Here is a 21,084-nt window from a genome sequence, read left to right as displayed (position 1 = left end):
CTAATGTGAAAATGCCAGCAATCTAGATCACACCCGCGGTGGAATTGCGCCACATTATTTATCGGAAAAGAGTATACTAAGCACAGAATTTTTTACTCATTTGCCGTTACAGGATGTCAACATGACTCAAGATGAAATGAAAAAAGCTGCCGGTTGGGCCGCACTTAAGTACGTTGAAAAAGACAGCATTGTTGGTGTTGGTACGGGTTCGACTGTGAATCACTTTATCGATGCACTGGCGACCATGAAAGCCGATATCGAAGGCGCAGTCTCTAGCTCTGAGGCATCAACTCAGAAAATGAAAGCGCTGGGTATTCCCGTTTATGACTTAAACAGCGTCGATCGTTTATCTGTCTATGTGGACGGTGCCGATGAAATCAACGACCGCATGGATATGATTAAAGGTGGCGGCGCGGCATTAACTCGCGAGAAAATTGTCGCGGCTGTGGCTGAGAAGTTTATCTGTATCGTGGATAACACTAAGCAAGTCGACATACTAGGCGAATTTCCACTACCCGTAGAAGTCATTCCGATGGCACGCTCTTATGTGGCGCGTCAACTCGTTAAACTTGGCGGCGATCCTGTGTACCGTGAAGGCGTTGTTACCGATAACGGCAACGTGATCCTCGATGTGTACAATCTTAAGATCCTTAATCCAAAAGAATTGGAAAGTCAGATCAATGAGATCGTCGGTGTTGTCACTAACGGTCTGTTCGCTAAACGCGGCGCAGATGTGTTGTTAGTCGGCACCCCTGATGGCGTAAAAACCTTTACCGCCAAATAAGTTCTGCGTTTAAAGAATCCATCGCAGTCACAAGGCTGCTGATTGTAAAAATGCACAGTAAAAAATACGCTGTAAAAATGCCAGCCACTTTATTCAAAGGGCTGGCATTTTTTATGGTTCTTTTTAGGGTTCAATGTTATCTGACTCAGCTGCCCATCGCAGACAGCTTATATCAAACGCTTTGCTTACCAAGCTCTGGCAACTAGACCTTTTAAGTAGAATCCTTCTGGGAAGGCGCTACCGATAGGGTGATCGCTCGCTTGGCTTAAGCGTTCAATAAACTGGATTTCACGTTTCGCATCGAGCGCAGCATCGGCCACGATTTTTTGGAACAGATCCGCAGGCATTAATCCTGAGCAAGAGAAGGTCAATAACACGCCGCCCGGATTCAATAACTGCAATGCAATCATGTTGATGTCTTTATAACCACGGCAAGCCCCGTTTAACTGTGCCTTATTATCCGCAAACTTAGGCGGGTCGAGCACAATCACATCAAAGGTTTTGCCTTCATCACGGTACTGGCGCAGCAACTTGAACACATCGGCTTCATTGTAATGCACATTGTCATCACTCAAACCGTTCACTTGCATATTGAGACGCGCTGTCGCCAAGGCGAGAGAAGACACATCGACGTTTTCAATACTGGCAGCGCCTGCTTTCGCAGCGTACAGACCAAAAGTCCCCGTGTAGCAAAAACAGTTCAATACCGATTTATCTTTGACAAAACGGGCGGCAATGGCGCGGTTATCACGCTGATCGAGATAGAAACCTGTCTTATGGCCTTTAATCACATCGACGGCGATCTTGATGCCGTTTTCTTCGATAATCACCGGCATTTCAGGCAGAGTGCCGTGCAGTAAACCGGTAACAGGCAGCAGGCCTTCTTTCTTACGGGAATCCACATCGGAACGCTCATAAATAGCGCAATCAGGATATTGCTCAGCCAATAGCTCGACTAAGGTATCGCGCCATAAATCAGCACCTGTGCTCAGTAACTGGCACACCAGCACATTGGCATATCTGTCGATGGTAATCCCAGGTAAACCATCGGACTCAGCAGCCACTAAACGGTAACCTGTTAAGCCTTGCTCGCGGATTAAATCGTTACGGCCGATTTGCGCCCGCTGTAAACGTCTGGCAAAAAACGCGCGATCAATTTCTTCTTCGCGATCGAAAGTCCAAATCCGCACTTGAATTTGCGACTCAGGCGACCAAGCACCACGACCTAACCAATGACCATCATGCGCGACCACATCGACTGTCTCACCCGCTTCAGGTTTTCCCTTAATGTTATGAATAGCATTGGAAAATACCCAAGGATGGCGACGCTCGAGTGACTTCTCGCGGCCGGGTTTAAGTTTGATTCTGATAGCCATAGTTGCCTTTAAAAATAGGGCCGCCACTAAAAAAGGGCTGCTGTCTAAAAATGGGAAACGGATGATATACCCAATGCCACCTAAGTGCGAGTACCGAACACGCCGAAGCGCTTATTTACCATCATCCACGGGTGGCCGATCATACCTTATTTTAACAGTTAATTCTGAATGATATTCATGCGAAATGATGTTGGAATGGTTAATGACACAACGCTAACAAAACCGTAAAGACAACAGACATGATTTGAAATAAGACGAATTAATCAGTAAACACGAGAGCTTAGCTACGTAGCGCTAACTCAACAATGACGGGTGCATGGTCAGTACTGTAGGCGTCGCGTTCATATTCAGGTCTGACTAAGTGTCTATCGCAAGTCTGATAATCTACGACTTGCGCTAAACTGCGGCCATGGCTCGCATCAAACTCACTCGAAAGCAAAATATAATCCAGCACTGAACCTTTAGGACCATAGTAATGGGTCGCCGCTCTGTGTTCCCTATGGTAAGCGGTATTGCCAGTCAAACTGTCCCTCAAGTTCGCTTCAATAAATAACTCATAGGCATCTTTAAGTTGATACTGAGCAAACACCGCCGCTAACGCCGCATCCGATAAATGCCCAAGGCCAGCGGCTTTAATGTCATTACTGTGGATACTCTCGCCCTGTATCGTTAACGCATCTAAGGCCCCCATCGACAGACTGTCATTAAAGTCCCCCATCACGATAACGGGATGTTTAGATTCTTGCCTACGTACCAATATGCCATTGAATAATAATGCTGCTTCTGCCCCGCGCTGCATGGTGGATGCCCAGCGACCTAAGGCTTGCTCTGTGAGTAATTGGGTTTCTGAATGCAGTTTCATGCTCGCTGCGGGCGCTAAATTATCTAAACCAAGTGGCTGATGTCCGAGAGGTTGATGTTCAAGAGGTTGATGTTCAAGAGGCTGATGTTCAAATAGCTTAGGCTCGAGCGCTAATCCGGCGCGTTTTGACTTAAAGTGCACCACATAATAGTCACACTTGCCGATGTGTGGCACTTCAACGGTTGCGTGCAGCACCTTACGGCTAAAGGCAAATTCACTCGATAATCCCATGGCTGCCACTAAACGCGCATCAGGTTCGACACTGCTGATTTCCACTATGGGATACCGGGAGGCAAGCGCGACCACAGGGCTGCGATAAATGTAATCACTGATAAGAGTTGGCTCATCAACGACCGCAAAATACCCTAGACCTTGCTCGCGAGCGATTCGCTTAAGCGGTTCAGTGCTAAACACTTCTTGAAATCCCACAATATCGAGCTGGCGATGTGCGAGAAACTTACTCAACCACTGACACTTTTTCTGCCATTGCCCATGGCTATAGATATTTTCAAAATCATAGTAAGCCAAAGGCGGCTCAATAAAGTTAAACAGATTGATACTGGCGATCTTGATATTCGCGGTGCACTTATGATCGATAAGTGCAGCCATTGATTCCAACTCATCAATATTGTGTGCCACAGCTTAATCCCCCAAAATCTGAATACAGCAAACTCTCTTAATCTGACTTAATCTGACTTAATCTGACTTAATCTGAGTGAGCACAATGACTCACCGCAGGCACGACAAGGGTATACCCGAAGTGCGCTAATGCCAAATTCCCCATTATGGATAAAGTGTTAACTCATCTCTGGCGACTCAAATACAGCTTACTGAGATAAGTCATACCGTTAAAAACCACAATTCAATATCACAGTTAAATCCGACAACAAAAATCAACCCCTACCCGCAAAAAACAAACAATCACACAACAATAATTAGTACACAAAACCATCAGCACTCCCAACAAAATCACGCACGCCCAAGAATGATCATAAAATTAACTTTTACTTAAAGTGTAAATTCAAACAAAAACATATGTAATAACATGTGCGGTTGACTTTACATTTCAGTCCCTTAGAATGTGGCGACTTTAATCATTGCGGAGACCCACTGTGGGCACACACATAAGCGACAGTAGATGCCCTGTCCAAAAGACAGGATTTAACGCCTAGCACTAGCCCGCAATATTTGCTGCTACCTGCTAAGCAGGGTAGTAGTGTGAAACATTCTTCACTCAGCCTCCCCCCAAAATATCAATCACAGACAATAAGCCTGAGCCTATGGCTGCGCTTTAGCAATTCCAGCATTTTGCTGGGATTCAGTTATGTGTATTTATTGCATCTCAAAGCAAGTTTTTTGCCTCAGTGGACTTCGTTTTCCCTATGGATTTACACCTATGGATTTACACCTATGGGTTTACATCTGAGGAGCCTAAATATGGCTTACATAAACAACACATCAATTTTGCGATCTTTATCCTGTGCAAGTATCAGCTTGTACTACAGCATGAGTGCGGCGGCATCCCATCTCGAAGTAGATGATCCCGCCCTCGCGGAGCGCTGTGAATTAGAAATGGGCTGGCAACAACCTAGGTCGGATCATGCGCGCCCACAATTTAACGCGGCCACGACTTGCAGCCGCAATCAATGGGAATGGCATTTAGGATTAGCGTCCAATGCCAATGACGATATTCGTGAGGAGCAAGCAGAAGTCGGCATTAAGCTACCGCTCAACGTAAACTCCCACTCAGATCCAGAGCAGCAACAGGATGATTGGCACAGCGCACTGGTAATCAACTTGCAGAAAAACCTCGATGCCAGTAACGAATTAGCCACCGAAGTCTTCGGCATTGTTGGCAAAACCTTAGGCGATTCCGATGTCAGTCTCTATGCCAATTTAGGTTTTACCCATGAGTTTAATCAATCAACCCAATTACTTGTGGGTATCGCGGCAGCGTATGAACTCAGTAGTCACCATCGCGTGATAGCCGAGATTTATCAAAAAGAATTGAGCGAGACTACCTATCAGTTCGCTTATCAACACTCGCCGCAACAACAGCTACAGCTGGAATTGAGCTTAGGCAATGCCCTTCGTGGCAACGCGCTGCAACTTGGCGCAGACATCACCTTTTACTTTGGTCACTAGATCGTTGAGAGAATGAACTATGAACATGAATAACAGCACAAACAACACTAAAAAAATCATCCATAACCTGCAAATGATTATCGAGCAACGCAGTGCCAGCGCCATGGCTGAATTAGCCGAAAAACGCCACCCTGCCGATATTGCAGCCGTATTTAACGTCTTTAATCAAGCTCAACAAGTCCTATTATTGCAACTGGCCTCACCTAAGGTTTGCGCCAATTTGTTTCGCTATCTGACCGATGAATTGCAAGCCAGCTTAGTACAGCAATTAGATAAAACTACGCTATCTGCGCTGCTGGTTCACATGGCAGCAGATGAACGTGCCGATCTCTATAATCTGCTCGATGAAACCCAGCAAGCGGCGATTTTACCTGCGCTAGCATTGGCCAAACGGGAAGATATGCGCACCCTCGCCGCCTATGATAAAGCTAAAGTCGGCGCGGTCATGACTTCGGATTACACCTTGCTCAATAGCCGCCATACTGCGGCAGAAGCCATTGATACCCTACGCACTGAGGCCGCTGATAAGGAAACCATTTATCAAACCTATGTGGTGGACATGTTAGGTCGCTTGATTGGTACTGTGTCTTTAAGACAGCTATTGCTGGCGCAACCGCACGAGCGAGTGGTCGATTTTATGAAGCCCGATCCCGTCGCGCTCGATGCCAATGCCTTTCGCGAAGAAGCGGTGCAGATGATCGCCCATTACGACTTGATGGCGCTGCCTGTAGTCAATGGCAAAGGCCAGCTTGTCGGTATTGTCACCTATGATGATGCTATGGATATCGCCAGCTCACAGGCGGATCTTGAGTTCACGAAAACCGCGGCCATCGGCAATATTGACCATAACCTCAAGACAGCCAGCATAGGCTTACTTTACCGCAAGCGCGTGGTTTGGCTGGTAATCTTGGTTTTTGGTAATATTTTCTCGGGAGCGGGGATCGCCTTCTTCGAAGACACCATTGCCAGTTATGTCTCTTTAGTCTTCTTCCTGCCGCTACTGATCGATAGCGGCGGCAATGCGGGCTCACAATCGTCGACCTTAATGGTACGCGGCTTAGCTACAGGGGAAGTGGTTCTCAAAGATTGGTTATCTATGCTAGGGCGCGAGTTATTTGTCGCCGGATTATTAGGAGCCAGCATGGCAGCTGCAGTGTCCTTGCTAGGATTTTGGCGCGGCGGACCTGAAATCGCGCTGGTTGTGGCACTCACAATGCAAATTGTGGTGATTATTGGCAGCTTGATTGGTATGTCTCTGCCTTTCTTACTGAGCAAGTTAAAGATGGACCCTGCAGCTGCTAGTGCGCCACTCATCACCTCCATCGCCGATATCATAGGTGTACTCGTGTATTTCAGCATAGCCACTGTGGTGCTCGACTTACCTATGCCATAAACCTAAGACCTCAAAGTGAACCAAGCTAAGTTAACCTTAGCGTGGTTCACTTATCATTCGATAGTACTAACCCATTTATGACAAAGCATAAAAGCTTCAATAACCTTAAAAAAATTAAGAATAAAGCTTAAAGATCAGTTAATATTTCCATACCTGAATCGTTTTACTTTTTATTAACATTGCAGTATTTACCGCTGAGCCCAGTCACAGTAAGTCGATAAGCAATAGTGATAGTCCTAGCGACTTGAGAGGTTTTATATGTGGTTTAATTCCCAGCTCAAAGCTGAAAATCAGGCGCTTAAAGAGCGACTCATCCAACTAGAACGCCAACACCAAAATGAAATCGATGAACTGCGTGGCATGATCCGTGAAAATGAGACTATGCAGCAACAGTCACGCCAAAATGCAGACCACTACACTGAAGTGATCGCCTGCCAAAACCTAGGCGGAGATATGCTTAATGCCGTGCGCGAAGGCTTAGCCAACAGTGCCGAATTGCTCTCAGCAGAACAAGAATCACTGTCTGAACTCAATCACGTTTTTGACCAAACTCGTGTGGCCATTGCCAATTTAGGCACTAGAGCGACTTATATTAATGATCAAGCATCGAACAGCATGAAAGCTGTCACAGAACTCGATGCTACGACCTCTTCAATCAATCAATTTGTCGCGGCAATTCAAGGAATTTCAGAACAAACAAACTTGCTGGCATTGAACGCCGCCATTGAAGCCGCCCGTGCAGGCGAAGCGGGACGGGGGTTTGCCGTGGTGGCCGATGAAGTGCGCCAGCTTGCAAGCAAAGCCCATGAAGCCAGTAGCCATATTGAAAAGCTCGTGAAACAAATCGTCGCGCAAGCGGCTGAGATTAAAGAAATTGTTCATAATAATCAAAGCAGTGCCGTTGATGTAGCCACCTCATCAACCCAAATTGGCCAAGTCGTTGAAGATGTCCTGCAACGCTCAAAACAAATGCAGCACGTTATCCATAACGCAGCCACAGCGTCATTCTTGAATACCACTAAGCTCGACCACGCAGTCTGGAAAAGTAGCGTTTATCAATTAATTGAAAAACCACAGCATAACCACAATGTGAACTCACACACTGAGTGCCGCCTAGGGCAATGGTATTTCAAAGGGTTTGGTGCCGAGAATTATCAGCATTTAAGTAACTTCAAAGCATTAGATGCACCACATAAAGCGGTACACGAGGCAGGAAAGGCAGCGCTCAATGCGAGACAAAAAGGTAATTTGCCTGAGATGGTCAAACAACTGCACTCAATGGAAGACGCCAGTATGCGTGTTGTGCATTGCATTGATAACCTTATGCGAGATGTATATCGAGCGTGATATATAGGCACAGAAAGATAAGCTATCACCCATAAATAAGCCTACCTAAGAGCGCCATACTCGCGCTCTTTTTTTATCGTTCAAAACGGTATAGTAAATTTAATCTTAGAAAATGAACCCCTAGCTATACTTGATTTGAGCACAGCCTTCATCTTTAATCGTTTCAAGAGCAAGCAGTGAAACTCAATTATAACATTCTAATTTTTAGGGTTATTAATGAAATTAGTCACAAGTTTATTGCTATCACTTACCCTTAGCAGTGCAGTTTCTCTTCGCGCGCAGCCGCTCAACATCTATACCGAAGAATGGTCACCAATCAGCTTTTCTGTCGATGGCAAACCCGATGGTTTAGCTGTACAGGTAGTACAAGAAATTCAAAAGCGCATAAAGAACCCAGATCCAATCAAGGTCGTACCTTGGGCTCGCGGCTGGAAAATGCTGACCGAGCAACCTAATACTGTGTTGTTTACTATGACGCGCACAGCAGAAAGGGAGCAAATGTTTACTATGATTGGGCCTGTTGCTGTCGGCACGACTAATTTTTATGCCTTAAAAAATAGCGGTATAAAAATAACCACTATAGAGGATGCAAAGACAGCTAAGGCAATTGGTGTCTATCGTGCCTCGGTGGAAGAACGCCTATTGCTCGAACTGGGATTTACGAATATTGCCGCCTCATCCGAGCCCTTATTGAGTGCAAAACAATTGATGAAGCAACGTGTCGATCTTTGGTGTAATGCCAATCTCACCGCGCCGAGTATTCTGTCGGATGCGGGCGCGAGCATTGATGATGTAGAGTCGCTCTTCACGATTAGTGCTAATCATCTTTACATTGCCTTCTCACAAGGCACACCCAATGATGTGATCGAACAGTGGAAAAACAGCCTAGAAGCGATAAAAGCAGATGGCACCTTCGCAACGATTTACCATACTTGGCTCCCCAACGATGCGCCGCCCATGCAAACCGAACGTATCGGGTTTAGCAACTAAACCCATTGATCTAAATTCTAAGTGCTGAATGCTGAGAGCTAAACTCTATTGCTCTTTTAAAAGCGCTTAAAAAGGACACTCACAAACCCAGTCGATACGCTCACCCGTGATAGGATGATTAAACGCTAAGCGGGTCGCATGCAGCATTAATCTGCTGCTCGTCGTATTAGTGATATCAGCTTCATCTGCATCAGCCTTATCAGTCACGCACTCACCCACGCCACCGTAGAGATCGCACCCCAGTATTGAGTGACCCAATTGCTGACTGTGGATCCGCAGTTGATGGGTTCGGCCAGAAACAGGGATAAATTCGACCCGCGTGGCGAAAGGTTCGGTTAATCGTTCCAGCACCTGATATTCACTGATCGCAACTTTGCCTGTGCTATGGCAAATCTTCTGCAGTGGGAAATGGTCACTATCTTTAGCGATAGGCAGATTAATCACCCCGCTGTCAGCGGCTAAATGCCCGTGCAGAAAGGCGGTATAACGCTTTTCAACCGTGCGCGCCTGAAACTGTTTTGTCAGCAAGCCATTCACGCTTTTATTCAGCGCCACCAGCATGATGCCCGAAGTGCCAAAATCGAGCCTGTGCAGCAAAGTGGCCGTCGGAAAATCCTGCACTAAACGATAATGCACTGAGTCGAGATTCAGCGGATTCTTCCCCGACAGACTCAATAATCCGCTCGGCTTATCAATCAGTAAAATGTCGCTATCTTGATAGAGTACGCGTATTTGCCCGAGGCAAGGCGGCGCAATAAAAGTATCAGCTTTAGCAAGGCTATCGGCAGGTGCAGACATAGTTTTCAGGCTACCTAAATGGGCAATAAAATGAGTTAAGTCATACTCAAATCAAACGGCACAACTCAATAAAACAGGCTAAATAAAATAGACCCAATAATTCAATAGAATAGACACAGGCCTAAATAATAAGGCCGCATAACCTAAGTTATGCGGCCCTCTAATTAACGGCATTAACGCTGTGGCTTATTTAGCCAATACGCGCAGATGCAGTTCTTGCACTGACGTCACGTTAGTACGGTCATCGGCGGCATGGGCCATACAAGTGGCGAATGCAGCATTCATGGTCGTCGTGTAGTTAACTTTGTAACGCAGTGCACCGCGGCGCAATTGACGAGAATCTTCAATCGCTTGGCGACCTTCGGTAGTGTTCACGATATAAGTGTATTCACCATTCTTGATGCGATCGAGAATGTGTGGACGCCCTTCGTGTACCTTGTTCACTAAACGTGGGTTGATACCCGCTTCGCCTAGGATAACCGCAGTACCATGAGTCGCATCGATTTGATAACCGAGCTCAATTAACTTAGCCGCTAAATCGGCAACGCGTTTCTTATCGCTGTTACGCACAGACAATAATGCACGACCCGACTTAGGCACCTCAGAAGTCGCACCTAACTGCGCCTTAGCATAGGCTTCGGCGAACGTATCGCCCACGCCCATGACTTCACCGGTAGAGCGCATTTCAGGGCCTAACAGTGGGTCAACACCTGGGAACTTATTAAATGGCAACACCACTTCTTTCACTGAGTAGAAAGGTGGGATCACTTCTTTAGTGAAGTTTTGCGATGTTAAGCTTTGACCCGCCATCACACGCGCGGCGATCTTAGCTAAAGGCACACCCGTTGCTTTGGACACGAATGGCACTGTACGGGCAGCACGTGGGTTAACTTCAATCATGTAGATTTCGTTATCTTTCACGGCGAACTGTACGTTCATCAGGCCAACAACGCCGAGTTCCATCGCCAACTTGCCGACTTGAACGCGCATGCGATCTTGGATTTCTTGGCTTAGCGTGTAGGGAGGTAAAGAGCAACCTGAGTCACCTGAGTGAACCCCCGCTTGTTCGATATGCTCCATAATCGCGCCAATCACCACGATTTCACCGTCACATACTGCGTCGATATCCACTTCAATCGCATCATCTAAGAAGCGATCGAGCAGTACTGGCGACGCGTTAGATACGCTCACGGCTTCGTTGAAGTAACGCAGCAAATCTTGCTTGTCGTAAACGATTTCCATCGCGCGGCCGCCCAGTACATAGGATGGACGCACAACTAGCGGATAACCGATACGCTCAGCGGCAATAACAGCACCTTCAACCGTAGTCACGGTATCATTTTCAGGCTGCTTCATCTCTAAGCGTTGAATAGCTTGCTGGAAACGCTCACGGTCTTCGGCGCGGTCGATGGCATCTGGGCTAGTACCAATTACAGGTACGCCAGCAGCTTCTAAGGCACGGGCCAATTTCAATGGCGTTTGACCACCGTACTGCACGATAACGCCCTTTGGCTTCTCGATACGGACGATTTCTAATACGTCTTCCAATGTGACGGGTTCGAAGTACAGACGGTCTGAAGTGTCGTAGTCGGTTGAAACGGTTTCAGGGTTACAGTTCACCATGATGGTTTCATAGCCGTCTTCACGTAGCGCTAACGCCGCGTGCACACAGCAATAATCGAACTCAATACCTTGACCGATACGGTTTGGCCCGCCACCTAACACCATGATTTTGTCACGGGTCGATGGGTTAGCTTCACATTCTTCTTCATACGTTGAGTACATGTAAGCCGTGTCTGTTGCAAACTCAGCCGCACAGGTATCTACACGCTTATAGACTGGGTGCAGGTCGAACTTATCACGCAGCTTACGCACTTCGGCTTCGTTCACGCCTAATACATCGGCCAGACGCGCATCGGCAAAACCTTTACGTTTCAGCTTACGCAGTAAGTCGATATCCAGACCCGCCAGACCCGCTTCAGCAACAACACCTTCGAGCTGAACCAGCTCTTCGATTTGCACGAGGAACCAAGGGTCGATATTGGTCAGTTTAAAGATTTCATCTAAGCTCAGCCCCGCACGCATCGCATCGGCTATGTACCAAATACGGTCGCAACCAGGCTCTTTCAGCTCGTGGCGAATACGTGACATCGCCTCAGGTTTAGACATATCTGTGACAGGATCTAGACCGTTACGACTAACCTCTAAACCACGTAATGCTTTTTGCAGTGACTCTTGGAAAGTACGGCCAATCGCCATCACTTCACCCACAGACTTCATCTGTGTGGTTAAGCGGTCATTGGCGCCGGCAAACTTTTCAAAGTTAAAGCGTGGCACTTTAGTCACAACGTAATCGATAGCAGGCTCGAATGATGCTGGCGTACGACCGCCAGTGATGTCGTTCATCAGCTCATCAAGGGTGAAACCAACTGCTAACTTAGCGGCGATTTTCGCAATCGGAAAACCCGTTGCTTTTGATGCTAATGCTGAAGAGCGCGATACCCGTGGGTTCATCTCGATGATAACCATACGGCCATCTTTCGGGTTGATACCAAACTGTACGTTCGAACCGCCGGTCTCAACACCAATCTCACGCAGTACGGCCATAGAGGCGTTACGCATGATTTGGTATTCTTTATCAGTCAGGGTTTGCGCGGGTGCAACTGTAATAGAGTCGCCCGTGTGCACGCCCATAGGATCGAAGTTTTCGATGGCGCAGACGATAATGCAGTTATCGTTGCGATCGCGGACCACTTCCATCTCGTATTCTTTCCAACCGATCAGTGATTCGTCGATCAGCAGTTCACTCGTTGGCGATAACTCTAAGCCCTGTGAACAGATCTCTTCGAACTCTTCCCTGTTGTAAGCGATACCGCCACCCGAGCCACCCATAGTAAAGGATGGGCGGATAATACAAGGGAAACCCACTTGATCAAGTACGCCATAAGCTTCGTCCATATTGTGGGCAATGCCCGCGCGTGGACAATCAAGACCAATACTTTTCATCGCTTTATCAAAGCGGCTACGGTCTTCAGCTTTATCGATAGCATCGGCAGTCGCGCCAATCATCTCGACGTTAAATTCTTTCAGTACGCCTTTGGCTTCAAGTTCTAATGCGCAGTTCAGTGCGGTTTGGCCGCCCATGGTTGGCAGAATCGCATCTGGGCGTTCTTTAGCAATAATGTTACGGACCACTTCCCAGTGAATCGGCTCGATATAAGTGGCATCGGCCATTTCTGGATCAGTCATAATGGTGGCAGGGTTAGAGTTCACCAGAATGACACGGTAGCCTTCTTCACGCAGCGCTTTACACGCTTGTGCGCCAGAATAGTCAAATTCACATGCCTGACCAATCACGATTGGGCCGGCGCCTAGGATAAGAATACTCTTTATATCTGTACGTTTTGGCATTGCTTCTCTCTTCTCCTAGCTAGCGTACTACTTGGCGTTCTGACGGTATATGTCGATTAGCTCGATAAAGTGATCGAACAGCGGGGCGGCATCGTTCGGGCCTGGGCTCGCTTCAGGGTGACCTTGGAAGCTGAATGCGGGCTTGTCCGTGAGATGGATACCTTGGAGTGAACCATCAAACAGCGACTTATGCGTCACCTTAATGTTGGCGGGTAAGGTCGTTTCATCGGCAGCAAAACCGTGGTTTTGGCTGGTGATCATCACGTTACCTTTCTCGATATTGCTCACTGGGTGGTTTGCACCGTGGTGACCAAACTTCATCTTCAAGGTTTTTGCACCTGAGGCCAGCGCGAGTAGCTGATGACCTAAACAGATACCGAAAATCGGCGTGTCGGTTTTCAGAATTTGTTGAATCGCTTCAATCGCGTAATCGCATGGCTCTGGATCGCCAGGGCCGTTCGAAAGGAATACACCATCGGGATTCATCGCTAACACTTCGGCAGCTGAAGTTTTAGCTGGCACTACGGTAACGTCACAACCGCGGTCCACTAACATACGCAGAATATTTTGCTTAACACCGTAGTCGTAGGCTACTACTTTGTATTTAAGCTCATTTGCTGGCGTATCTTCTGGTAAGCCGCCCACTAAACGCCAGCTACCTTTACGCCATGGATAGGCAGTTTTGGTCGTGACTTCTTTAGCGAGATCCATGCCTTTTAAACCGGGGAAAGCTTTGGCAGCGGCGAGCGCTTTTGCTTCGTCTAAGTCTGCACCTGCCATAATACAACCGGCTTGAGCACCTTTTTCACGGAGAATACGAGTTAACTTGCGGGTATCGATATCTGCTATGCCAACGACATTGTTCGCTTTGAGATAATCACTTAAGCTTTGTTGATTACGGAAACTACTTGCGATGAGCGGAAGATCACGAATGATAAGACCACAAGCGTGAACCCCATCGGATTCAATATCTTCATCATTGGTACCAGTGTTGCCTATGTGTGGGTAGGTTAATGTTACAATCTGGCGTGAGTAGGATGGATCAGTTAAAATTTCTTGGTATCCTGTCATGGAAGTGTTAAAAACAACTTCACCAACAGAGAGACCATCGGCACCAATTGCTGTGCCAGAGAATACAGTTCCATCTTCGAGTACGAGTAAGGCAGACTTTGTCAACGCGACCTCCATAAAGAGCCAAGCCACTGAAATATAATGTTTATATGTTATGTTAAGATACCAATTTCCGCTAATTTACGAAATTTTGACAAATTCCAGCGAGTTTACAGTAAAAACGCGAAACCGTCCACCCACTGATAACTGGGTGCAAAAAAAAACGCCATATCGGCGTTTTTAATATTAATGCAAACCTAAAACCTGCTGCATATCATACAAGCCCGGCTTTTGCTCCACGAGCCAGTGAGCGGCACGCATAGCACCATTAGCAAAGGTCATACGACTCGAAGCTTTATGGGTGATCTCTAAACGCTCACCGATATCGGCAAACATGGCCGTATGTTCACCAACTAAATCACCGGCACGAATGGTCGCAAAACCGATAGTTTCACGGTCACGTTCACCCGTGATCCCTTCGCGGCCATATACGGCACATTTCTCAAGATCGCGACCTAAGGTCTTAGCAATCACTTCACCCATTTTCAGGGCTGTACCCGACGGCGCATCTTTTTTGTGTCTGTGGTGGCCTTCGATAATTTCGATATCCGTGTAATCACCCATGACTTCGGCAGCCAGTTCGAGTAATTTCCACATCAAATTGACACCCACAGACATATTCGGCGCCATCACGACCGGCGTTTGCTCGGCAAAGGCATTGATCTGTTCTTTTTGAGCATGATTGAAACCCGTTGTGCCAATCACCATGGCTTTCTTATGGCGAACACACCAATCTAAATGGACAATACTGGCGTCTGGCGCGGTGAAATCGATCAATACATCAAAATCATCGGTCGCATAATCGAGCGAATCCATGATCATGACGTTTAATTTACCCACACCAGCTAACTCCCCCGCATCCACACCCACTAAACTTGAGCCTGCACGCTCAATGGCGGCACCCAGTAAAATATGGTCGTGATTGTAGGCCGCTTCAATAAGAGTGCGTCCCATACGACCACCGGCACCGACGATTGCCACTCTCACTTGTCCACTCATTTCAATCTCCTCAACCTTTCTTTGTATTCCATAAGAAAACGCCTAAGACAGGCTTAGGCGTTTTTTCAATATTAGATGATATCTAATAATTCAACTTCGAATACCAAAGTTGAATAAGGAGGAATCGATGCCCCCGCGCCGCGCTCACCGTAAGCTAAGTGATGTGGCACAAATAATTTCAACTTAGTGCCTACTGGCATCAGTTGCAGTGCTTCAGTCCAGCCAGCGATAACGCCAGAAACTGGGAACTCAGCAGGTTGGCCACGAACTACAGAGCTGTCAAACACATCACCATTGATGAAAGAACCATGGTAGTGAGTACGAACAGTATCTTCGTAAGTTGGAGTAGCACCGTCACCTTGGACTAATACTTCGAACTGCAGACCAGAGTCAGTCACAGTCACGCCATCACGCTTAGCATTTTCAGCTAAGAAGGCATCGCCTTCAGCAGACGCAGCAGCAGCAGCTTGCTCTTGAGCAGCTTGAATACGACCGCTAATTTCAGTGAAAGCAACTTGCAGATCTTGCATAGACACAGCACTTTCTAAACCGGCAAACGCATCGGCTAAACCCGCTTGAACGGCTGGAATATCCACACCATCAAAAGAATTGGCGGCCAGTTGCTCACCCATTTGACGGCCTACACCGTAGCTTGCTTGCTGTTCAACAGTACTGAATTTATCAGACATAATTAACGACTCTCAATTATCAGTGGAATTTTGCGCGCCAGTTTACCATAGTTCAGCGAGCTATGCTGATAAACTGACTGCTTATTTAACTAAGGAGGCTTTTTTACACACTTATTGCGTATTTATCCAAAAGCATAAATAGGTTAAGGACACATATCTCTGCGCAAACGACAGCGAACACTCACCAAACGGGCACTTAGATCTTAAATAGACTTCAGCTTATTTCGGCGCCACACATTGATTCTTCACCTGCGCTTTAGCACTGGCATAAAGTGGCTGCATCTGTGCTTGCAATTGTTGTAGCTGAGCAATGCGATTACTGTTCGATGGATGGGTCGATAATAACTCCGGCCCTTGGCTACCGCCCACCTTCGACATATTCTGCCATAACTCAACACTCTGAGCCGGATTGAAACCCGCTCGAGCCATTAGCTCTACGCCCATAATATCGGCTTCGCTCTCTTGGGCGCGACCAAAAGGCAGAATAACCCCCACCTGAGCACCGAGTCCTAACGCCGACATATATAAGTCGCGATTCGACACACCACTCGCCCCTAGCGCCGCATCGGCAATCTGCATTCCAACGCCCGTTAACTGGCCACGGGAAACCTGCTCATTACCGTGCTGCGCCAACACATGCGCGACTTCGTGACCGAGCACAGTAGCAAGCTGATCTGGCCCCTTAGCGACCTTAAGCAATCCGGTATAAACCCCAATATGCCCACCCGGCAGAGCAAAAGCGTTAACTTGTTCAGAGTCAAACAAAACCACATCCCAGCGCTGGGTTTGGTCCGGCAGCACTGCGGTAATACGATTAGCGACACAATTGACGTATTGTGTCAGCTTTTTATCACTACTCACTTTTTGCTGTTTTTTCATTTCCTCGAAGGAGGAATCGCCCATCTGCTGCATTTGCGCCGCTGAATACAACAAGGTCTGCCCTCGCCCTGTTGGCGATTGCGTGGTCGCACAGGCCGATAATCCGAGCGCGACCGCCATCCCCACTAAGCCTAAACGCATTGATTTCATGTGGCACTCCTTAAATCCCATGACGGGCGTGAAGATCTTTGAGCCAACACGGGCTCAACTAATGGACAGATTTTACTGAGATAGACAAGATAAGCCAAATAGAGAAACACTGGCGGCGCGCGTTAGCGATACTTTGCACCTAAAGTGAATTAATACTCCTCCTTTAACAAGGCATAGACGAACTCATCGCCCCACGCGCCTTTAAAGAAGATGTTTTTCACATAATGGGCCTCGCGCCTAAAGCGGAGTTTTTCGAGTAAGCGACAGCAGGCAAGATTTTGTGCATCGGTGATAGCAATAACTCTATGCTTATGCAATTCAATAAAGAGGTAATCCAGCAATGCGCTGACGGCCTCAAAAGCAACATGTTTACCTTGATGCTCAGGCGCAATCGTAAAGCCAATTTCCACCTGCAGCTCATCAATAAAGTGCAGCGCCAGATCGCCAACTAATTGGGTCGGTGTTGCTCCCGATGCGACAGTGACAATTGCAAGCTGAAACCAAGTATCAACCGCACCAAATTGTGCATAATCCATCTTCTCGAACAACGCGAGTGCATCGCTATAGCGGTAATCCGTCCAGCTTTGATATTTAGCGACCTTAGGGTCGGCTCGATAGGCGGTAAAAGCCTCAAGATCCGCTCGCTGGAATGGCCTAAGTACAAAGTGCTTGGTCGTTAAACCGTTATTCACCACTTTATGAAGTGCTTTGCTTAACGCCAATGTCGATCCCATGACTTAGCTCCTTAATGTAAATAAGTCAATAAGTTACACCCAGAGCGAAAGTGATAACAGCGGCCAATGCGCTTTATTCTGTTATCAGTTTAGTGATTGAGGCACGCCAAGCTTGAACGCTATGAATAGCTTCAAACTCAGCGCTTACCTTTAAACTCTTTGGCGCTGTGCTTATTGATGCTACGGCGATTCGCCTGTTTATCCCGTGGTGGTCGCTTACGCTCAACTTTGATCTCAGTGGCGCCATCAGTGATTTTTTCACTCGGCTTATCCGTTACCGGGAAGTCAGCCAATAATGCCAGAGGTAACTCCCGCGCGGTTAAACTGCGGATCGCCGTTAAAGTTGCCATTTCACCGTGGCACACGAGGGAAATCGCCAGCCCTTTTTCGCCAGCGCGCGCGGTACGGCCAATGCGGTGCACGTACACAGGCGCACTCATGGGCAAATCGAGATTGATAACAACAGGCAAGGTATCAACATGAATGCCGCGCGCCATCAAATCTGTCGCCACTAATACTTGGATCCGATTGGCTTTAAAGTCGGCCAAGGTTTGGCTGCGAACGGTTTGCTCTTTTTCACCGTGCAGCGCAGCGACTTTCATCCCCGCTTTGGCGAGCCGTTTAGCGACGGCATCGGCATCATCACGGGCGCTGATAAACACCAACACCTGCGGCCATTGATACTGTTTTAACAGCGCAATCAATGCCTGTGCTTTGCTGCCCTTGTTGACTAAATAGAGCTGTTCTTCGATTTCACCAGCCACTGAATTCACCTTGTGGGCTTCAACCCGTAGCGGCTGATTCACCAGCAGCTTGCCCGCCAATGTATCCAAAGCCTCGGGCAAGGTGGCAGAAAACAACGAGGTTTGCTTAAGCTTAGGCATAAACGCCATCAGCTTTTGCACATCAGGCCAAAACCCCATTTCCAGCAGGCGGTCAGCTTCGTCCAACACGAGATGCTTTGTCGAATCGAGGCTGATGTGGGCCTGTTTGCATAAATCCAGTAAACGTCCTGGGGTTGCCACTAACACCTGCGGCTTGGCTGCAAGTTCGACTAATTGGTCTTCCAGCGCGACCCCACCACACAGAAGCTGAATGTTCAACGAAGCCGATAACTGACTCGCCACTGTTTGCAGCGCCTCAGTCACTTGCAGCGCTAATTCCCGTGTAGGCACCAGCACTAACGCCAGTGCATTTGGAGGCTGTACAGACTTAGTGCCCTGCAACTGTGTTTGCTGTTGCAACAAAATTTGTTGTAAGAGTGGCAAACCAAAGGCTAAGGTTTTCCCGCTACCGGTTTGTGCTAAGGCTAACAAATCCCGTCCCGCAAGAATGGCCGGAATCGCCAATTGCTGCACCCGAGTCGGATGCGCCAACGTTGCAGGTAAAGCCTTAAGTAATGCCGAATTTAAGCCAAGCTCAGCAAAAGTTAACAACTCAGGGGAAGAAGAAAGCTCAGAAAAGGACATCACAGCACCGGATCAAAACATGGGAGCGAAAGTTTACTGAGAGTTGCCTTTGAATACCAATGTTGTTTCGGCTTTTACGCAAGCCTTGGCACAGTTTGCAACGCTACTCATTACAACGGTACGGTTTGCAACGATACAGTTACGGCATTTGCGTTACGCTGCTAAGAAAGTCTAAATTTTAAACTTCGTTTGAATTTCTAAACCAAAGGTCAAATCAATAGCCGACCTAAAGAGAATCAACTGCAATCTCCTCTTGGATCTACCCTGCCGACAAGGTTCATGTCTAACGGCCAGTTCGCAGGAATAGGTGAATGCCTGTCACTTCGGTGTTCATGGTTTATCTTAAAAGAGACTCTAGCCGCATCTTTCTTATGTGCGCAAAGTTAACGCAGGTGATGGGATGGTAGATTTTAATCCCACAGCTTTCGTGAGCGCTTATGGTAGAATCACGCCCAATCAGCTTTATGAATGTGCAACACAACTCATTTGTTTAACTGAACGTAGTGGAACACTACCGTGATTAACTAAATGAGGAGAAAAGATTATGAGTAAGTTAAATGCCGCAGAACGTAAAGCCCGCGATAACGCCCGTTTTTCACAACGCGTCGATGAACGCCGCACAAAAGGTGAAGACGTCGTCGCCTACGTGCTGGGCAACAAGCTCGCGTTTAAGTTTCTGACTAAACCAGAGAGACACGAATTTAAACAAAGAGAAGCCGCACTTGAAGAAGAAGCCAAGCTTAAAAAGCAACAAGCGTTTCAGCTTAAAACCGAGCAAGAGTTAGAGAAAGCCGAAGCCGCATTTACTGATACTGAAGAGTAACCTCTCAAAAGAGCCATTGATCATAATTGATGGCTCACGCATACCCCATTTCCAAACTTCGTTTGAATTTTTAAATCAAAATCAACGTCGTGGGGCTTCACCCCACACCCGACCAAGGAAGACTGCTCGCCCTATCCTCCTTGGATGCTCCATAACGCCCCGCGGCAACTTCGCAGGGGAAGGTGAACTCCTGTAGTTGTAGTGTTAACCATTAATCCCAAAAGAGATCTGCCAGTCCCATCTTTTTTAACTTTAAAAATTAAGTTTCATTATGGTGCGATGAAATATTTACAGCCTAACGATCTCAAAATGGTTGGTTATCAAGTAGATCTTCTAAAAGTAAAATTGCATCTTTATCTTCGGATAACTCAATCAACTGAGAAAGTACATAAGAGGAGAATAAGACGACTATTTTCATCAATTCAAAAACTTCTGAATAGCTAATATTGGATGTAATAATATTTCCACCTATTTGCCGATGAGCTAGCTCACGACCTCCATGAGTAAAATCATGCATATTTTCTCTCATAATTTCCCAAAGCTTAGATAGTAATTTGGGGTTATCAGATTGAGCCTCAATTAACTGAATATCATTCCAAGGCGATGGCCACCCATCTTTTGAATTCATTACTTTTAGGCTTTGCTCTTCTGAAGCACAGTTACGCAACCAAACCGCACGAAAAGTATTTTCAAAGAGTGGTCTTAGCAAGGCTGAAGAAGACGCTAGATTTTGCTGCTGAACTAACACTTGTATAGCATCACAGTGATTCATAGAGGTGTATAACATGGAGCTAATAAATTTATTTTTATCTGTAGCTAGGGTCTGTTGATCTTTCGAGAGTAATTTTTAGACAGCATGGCAAGACGTTATAATTTGCTTCGCCAAAAGTAACCATAACCTCAAGCCATGCCAAGACTTATGCTAACCGATGCACGCTGGGAAAAGCTATTTCATTTAATGAAAAGCACAGGCCGTGTTTATGACAAACCTGAACATAGACAAACATTCGAAGGTATTCTTTACCGCCTTAGAACAGGTATCCCTTGGCGAGATTTACCTAAAGA

18 protein-coding genes are annotated in these 21,084 nt (G+C 47.0%); 7 read left to right on the top strand and 11 right to left on the bottom strand.

The window, feature by feature from the left end; genetic code table 11:
• Nucleotides 1-121: 121 nt before the first annotated feature.
• On the top strand, nucleotides 122-784 hold the full coding sequence (rpiA, locus tag L5M38_RS09500) for a ribose-5-phosphate isomerase RpiA (RefSeq protein WP_028761507.1): 663 nt from the start codon (nucleotides 122-124) through the stop codon (nucleotides 782-784).
• A gap of 185 nt (nucleotides 785-969) precedes the next feature.
• Here rpiA and L5M38_RS09495 read toward each other — a convergent pair whose 3' ends face one another.
• On the bottom strand, nucleotides 970-2,160 hold the full coding sequence (locus L5M38_RS09495) for a class I SAM-dependent rRNA methyltransferase (protein WP_011788387.1): 1,191 nt from the start codon (nucleotides 2,158-2,160) through the stop codon (nucleotides 970-972).
• Between the two features lie 280 nt (nucleotides 2,161-2,440).
• The gene (locus L5M38_RS09490) at nucleotides 2,441-3,661 is read right to left on the bottom strand and encodes an endonuclease/exonuclease/phosphatase family protein (protein WP_263178942.1); all 1,221 of its coding nucleotides are present in this window, start codon (nucleotides 3,659-3,661) and stop codon (nucleotides 2,441-2,443) included.
• 798 nt (nucleotides 3,662-4,459) lie between these two features.
• Here L5M38_RS09490 and L5M38_RS09485 point away from each other — a divergent pair.
• The 4 genes from L5M38_RS09485 to L5M38_RS09470 all read left to right on the top strand — a co-directional run bounded on the left by L5M38_RS09485 (nucleotide 4,460) and on the right by L5M38_RS09470 (nucleotide 8,897).
• The gene (locus L5M38_RS09485) at nucleotides 4,460-5,167 is read left to right on the top strand and encodes a hypothetical protein (protein ID WP_263178941.1); all 708 of its coding nucleotides are present in this window, start codon (nucleotides 4,460-4,462) and stop codon (nucleotides 5,165-5,167) included.
• 19 nt (nucleotides 5,168-5,186) lie between these two features.
• Nucleotides 5,187-6,560: a magnesium transporter gene (gene mgtE, locus L5M38_RS09480; RefSeq protein WP_173243187.1), complete on the top strand. Its 1,374-nt coding sequence runs from the start codon at nucleotides 5,187-5,189 to the stop codon at nucleotides 6,558-6,560.
• Between the two features lie 258 nt (nucleotides 6,561-6,818).
• On the top strand, nucleotides 6,819-7,907 hold the full coding sequence (locus L5M38_RS09475) for a methyl-accepting chemotaxis protein (RefSeq protein ID WP_263169309.1): 1,089 nt from the start codon (nucleotides 6,819-6,821) through the stop codon (nucleotides 7,905-7,907).
• A gap of 216 nt (nucleotides 7,908-8,123) precedes the next feature.
• A complete protein-coding gene (locus L5M38_RS09470) occupies nucleotides 8,124-8,897 on the top strand; it encodes a substrate-binding periplasmic protein (protein WP_263178940.1) in 774 nt (257 codons plus the stop codon).
• Nucleotides 8,898-8,963: 66 nt separating this feature from the next.
• Here L5M38_RS09470 and L5M38_RS09465 read toward each other — a convergent pair whose 3' ends face one another.
• The 8 genes from L5M38_RS09465 to L5M38_RS09430 form a co-directional block, all read right to left on the bottom strand.
• Entirely contained in the window at nucleotides 8,964-9,695 is a 732-nt protein-coding gene (locus tag L5M38_RS09465; RefSeq protein ID WP_263178939.1) for an RluA family pseudouridine synthase, read from the bottom strand.
• Nucleotides 9,696-9,881: 186 nt separating this feature from the next.
• Entirely contained in the window at nucleotides 9,882-13,106 is a 3,225-nt protein-coding gene (gene carB / locus L5M38_RS09460; protein WP_105251663.1) for a carbamoyl-phosphate synthase large subunit, read from the bottom strand.
• Nucleotides 13,107-13,133: 27 nt separating this feature from the next.
• Nucleotides 13,134-14,294, bottom strand: coding sequence for a glutamine-hydrolyzing carbamoyl-phosphate synthase small subunit (gene carA / locus L5M38_RS09455; protein ID WP_113941188.1), 1,161 nt, complete (start codon nucleotides 14,292-14,294; stop codon nucleotides 13,134-13,136).
• A 168-nt stretch (nucleotides 14,295-14,462) separates the two neighbouring features.
• Nucleotides 14,463-15,275 (bottom strand): 4-hydroxy-tetrahydrodipicolinate reductase, encoded by an 813-nt coding sequence (gene dapB / locus L5M38_RS09450; RefSeq protein ID WP_105251661.1) that lies wholly within the window; start codon nucleotides 15,273-15,275, stop codon nucleotides 14,463-14,465.
• A gap of 71 nt (nucleotides 15,276-15,346) precedes the next feature.
• A complete protein-coding gene (locus tag L5M38_RS09445) occupies nucleotides 15,347-15,964 on the bottom strand; it encodes an FKBP-type peptidyl-prolyl cis-trans isomerase (protein ID WP_006083907.1) in 618 nt (205 codons plus the stop codon).
• 219 nt (nucleotides 15,965-16,183) lie between these two features.
• Nucleotides 16,184-16,993, bottom strand: a complete 810-nt coding sequence (locus L5M38_RS09440; RefSeq protein WP_028759303.1) for a M48 family metallopeptidase — start codon at nucleotides 16,991-16,993, stop codon at nucleotides 16,184-16,186.
• A 149-nt stretch (nucleotides 16,994-17,142) separates the two neighbouring features.
• Nucleotides 17,143-17,727 (bottom strand): GNAT family N-acetyltransferase, encoded by a 585-nt coding sequence (locus L5M38_RS09435; protein ID WP_263178938.1) that lies wholly within the window; start codon nucleotides 17,725-17,727, stop codon nucleotides 17,143-17,145.
• Nucleotides 17,728-17,864: 137 nt separating this feature from the next.
• Nucleotides 17,865-19,196: a DEAD/DEAH box helicase gene (locus L5M38_RS09430; protein ID WP_263178937.1), complete on the bottom strand. Its 1,332-nt coding sequence runs from the start codon at nucleotides 19,194-19,196 to the stop codon at nucleotides 17,865-17,867.
• Nucleotides 19,197-19,740: 544 nt separating this feature from the next.
• Here L5M38_RS09430 and L5M38_RS09425 point away from each other — a divergent pair.
• The gene (locus tag L5M38_RS09425; protein WP_220590959.1) at nucleotides 19,741-20,019 is read left to right on the top strand and encodes a DNA polymerase III subunit epsilon; all 279 of its coding nucleotides are present in this window, start codon (nucleotides 19,741-19,743) and stop codon (nucleotides 20,017-20,019) included.
• A gap of 304 nt (nucleotides 20,020-20,323) precedes the next feature.
• On the opposite strand, the gene L5M38_RS09420 is transcribed toward L5M38_RS09425, so the two are convergent.
• Nucleotides 20,324-20,806 carry a DUF6988 family protein gene (locus tag L5M38_RS09420; protein ID WP_263178936.1) on the bottom strand — a complete coding sequence of 161 codons (483 nt, stop codon included), beginning with the start codon at nucleotides 20,804-20,806 and terminating at the stop codon, nucleotides 20,324-20,326.
• A 120-nt stretch (nucleotides 20,807-20,926) separates the two neighbouring features.
• Here L5M38_RS09420 and L5M38_RS09415 point away from each other — a divergent pair.
• A partial coding sequence (locus tag L5M38_RS09415) for a transposase (protein ID WP_259573881.1) occupies nucleotides 20,927-21,084 on the top strand: 158 nt, incomplete at its 3' end.

Source organism: Shewanella sp. SM101 (assembly GCF_025654465.1).
Lineage (GTDB): Bacteria > Pseudomonadota > Gammaproteobacteria > Enterobacterales > Shewanellaceae > Shewanella > Shewanella oncorhynchi.
This window is presented reverse-complemented; position numbering and strand designations above follow the sequence as displayed.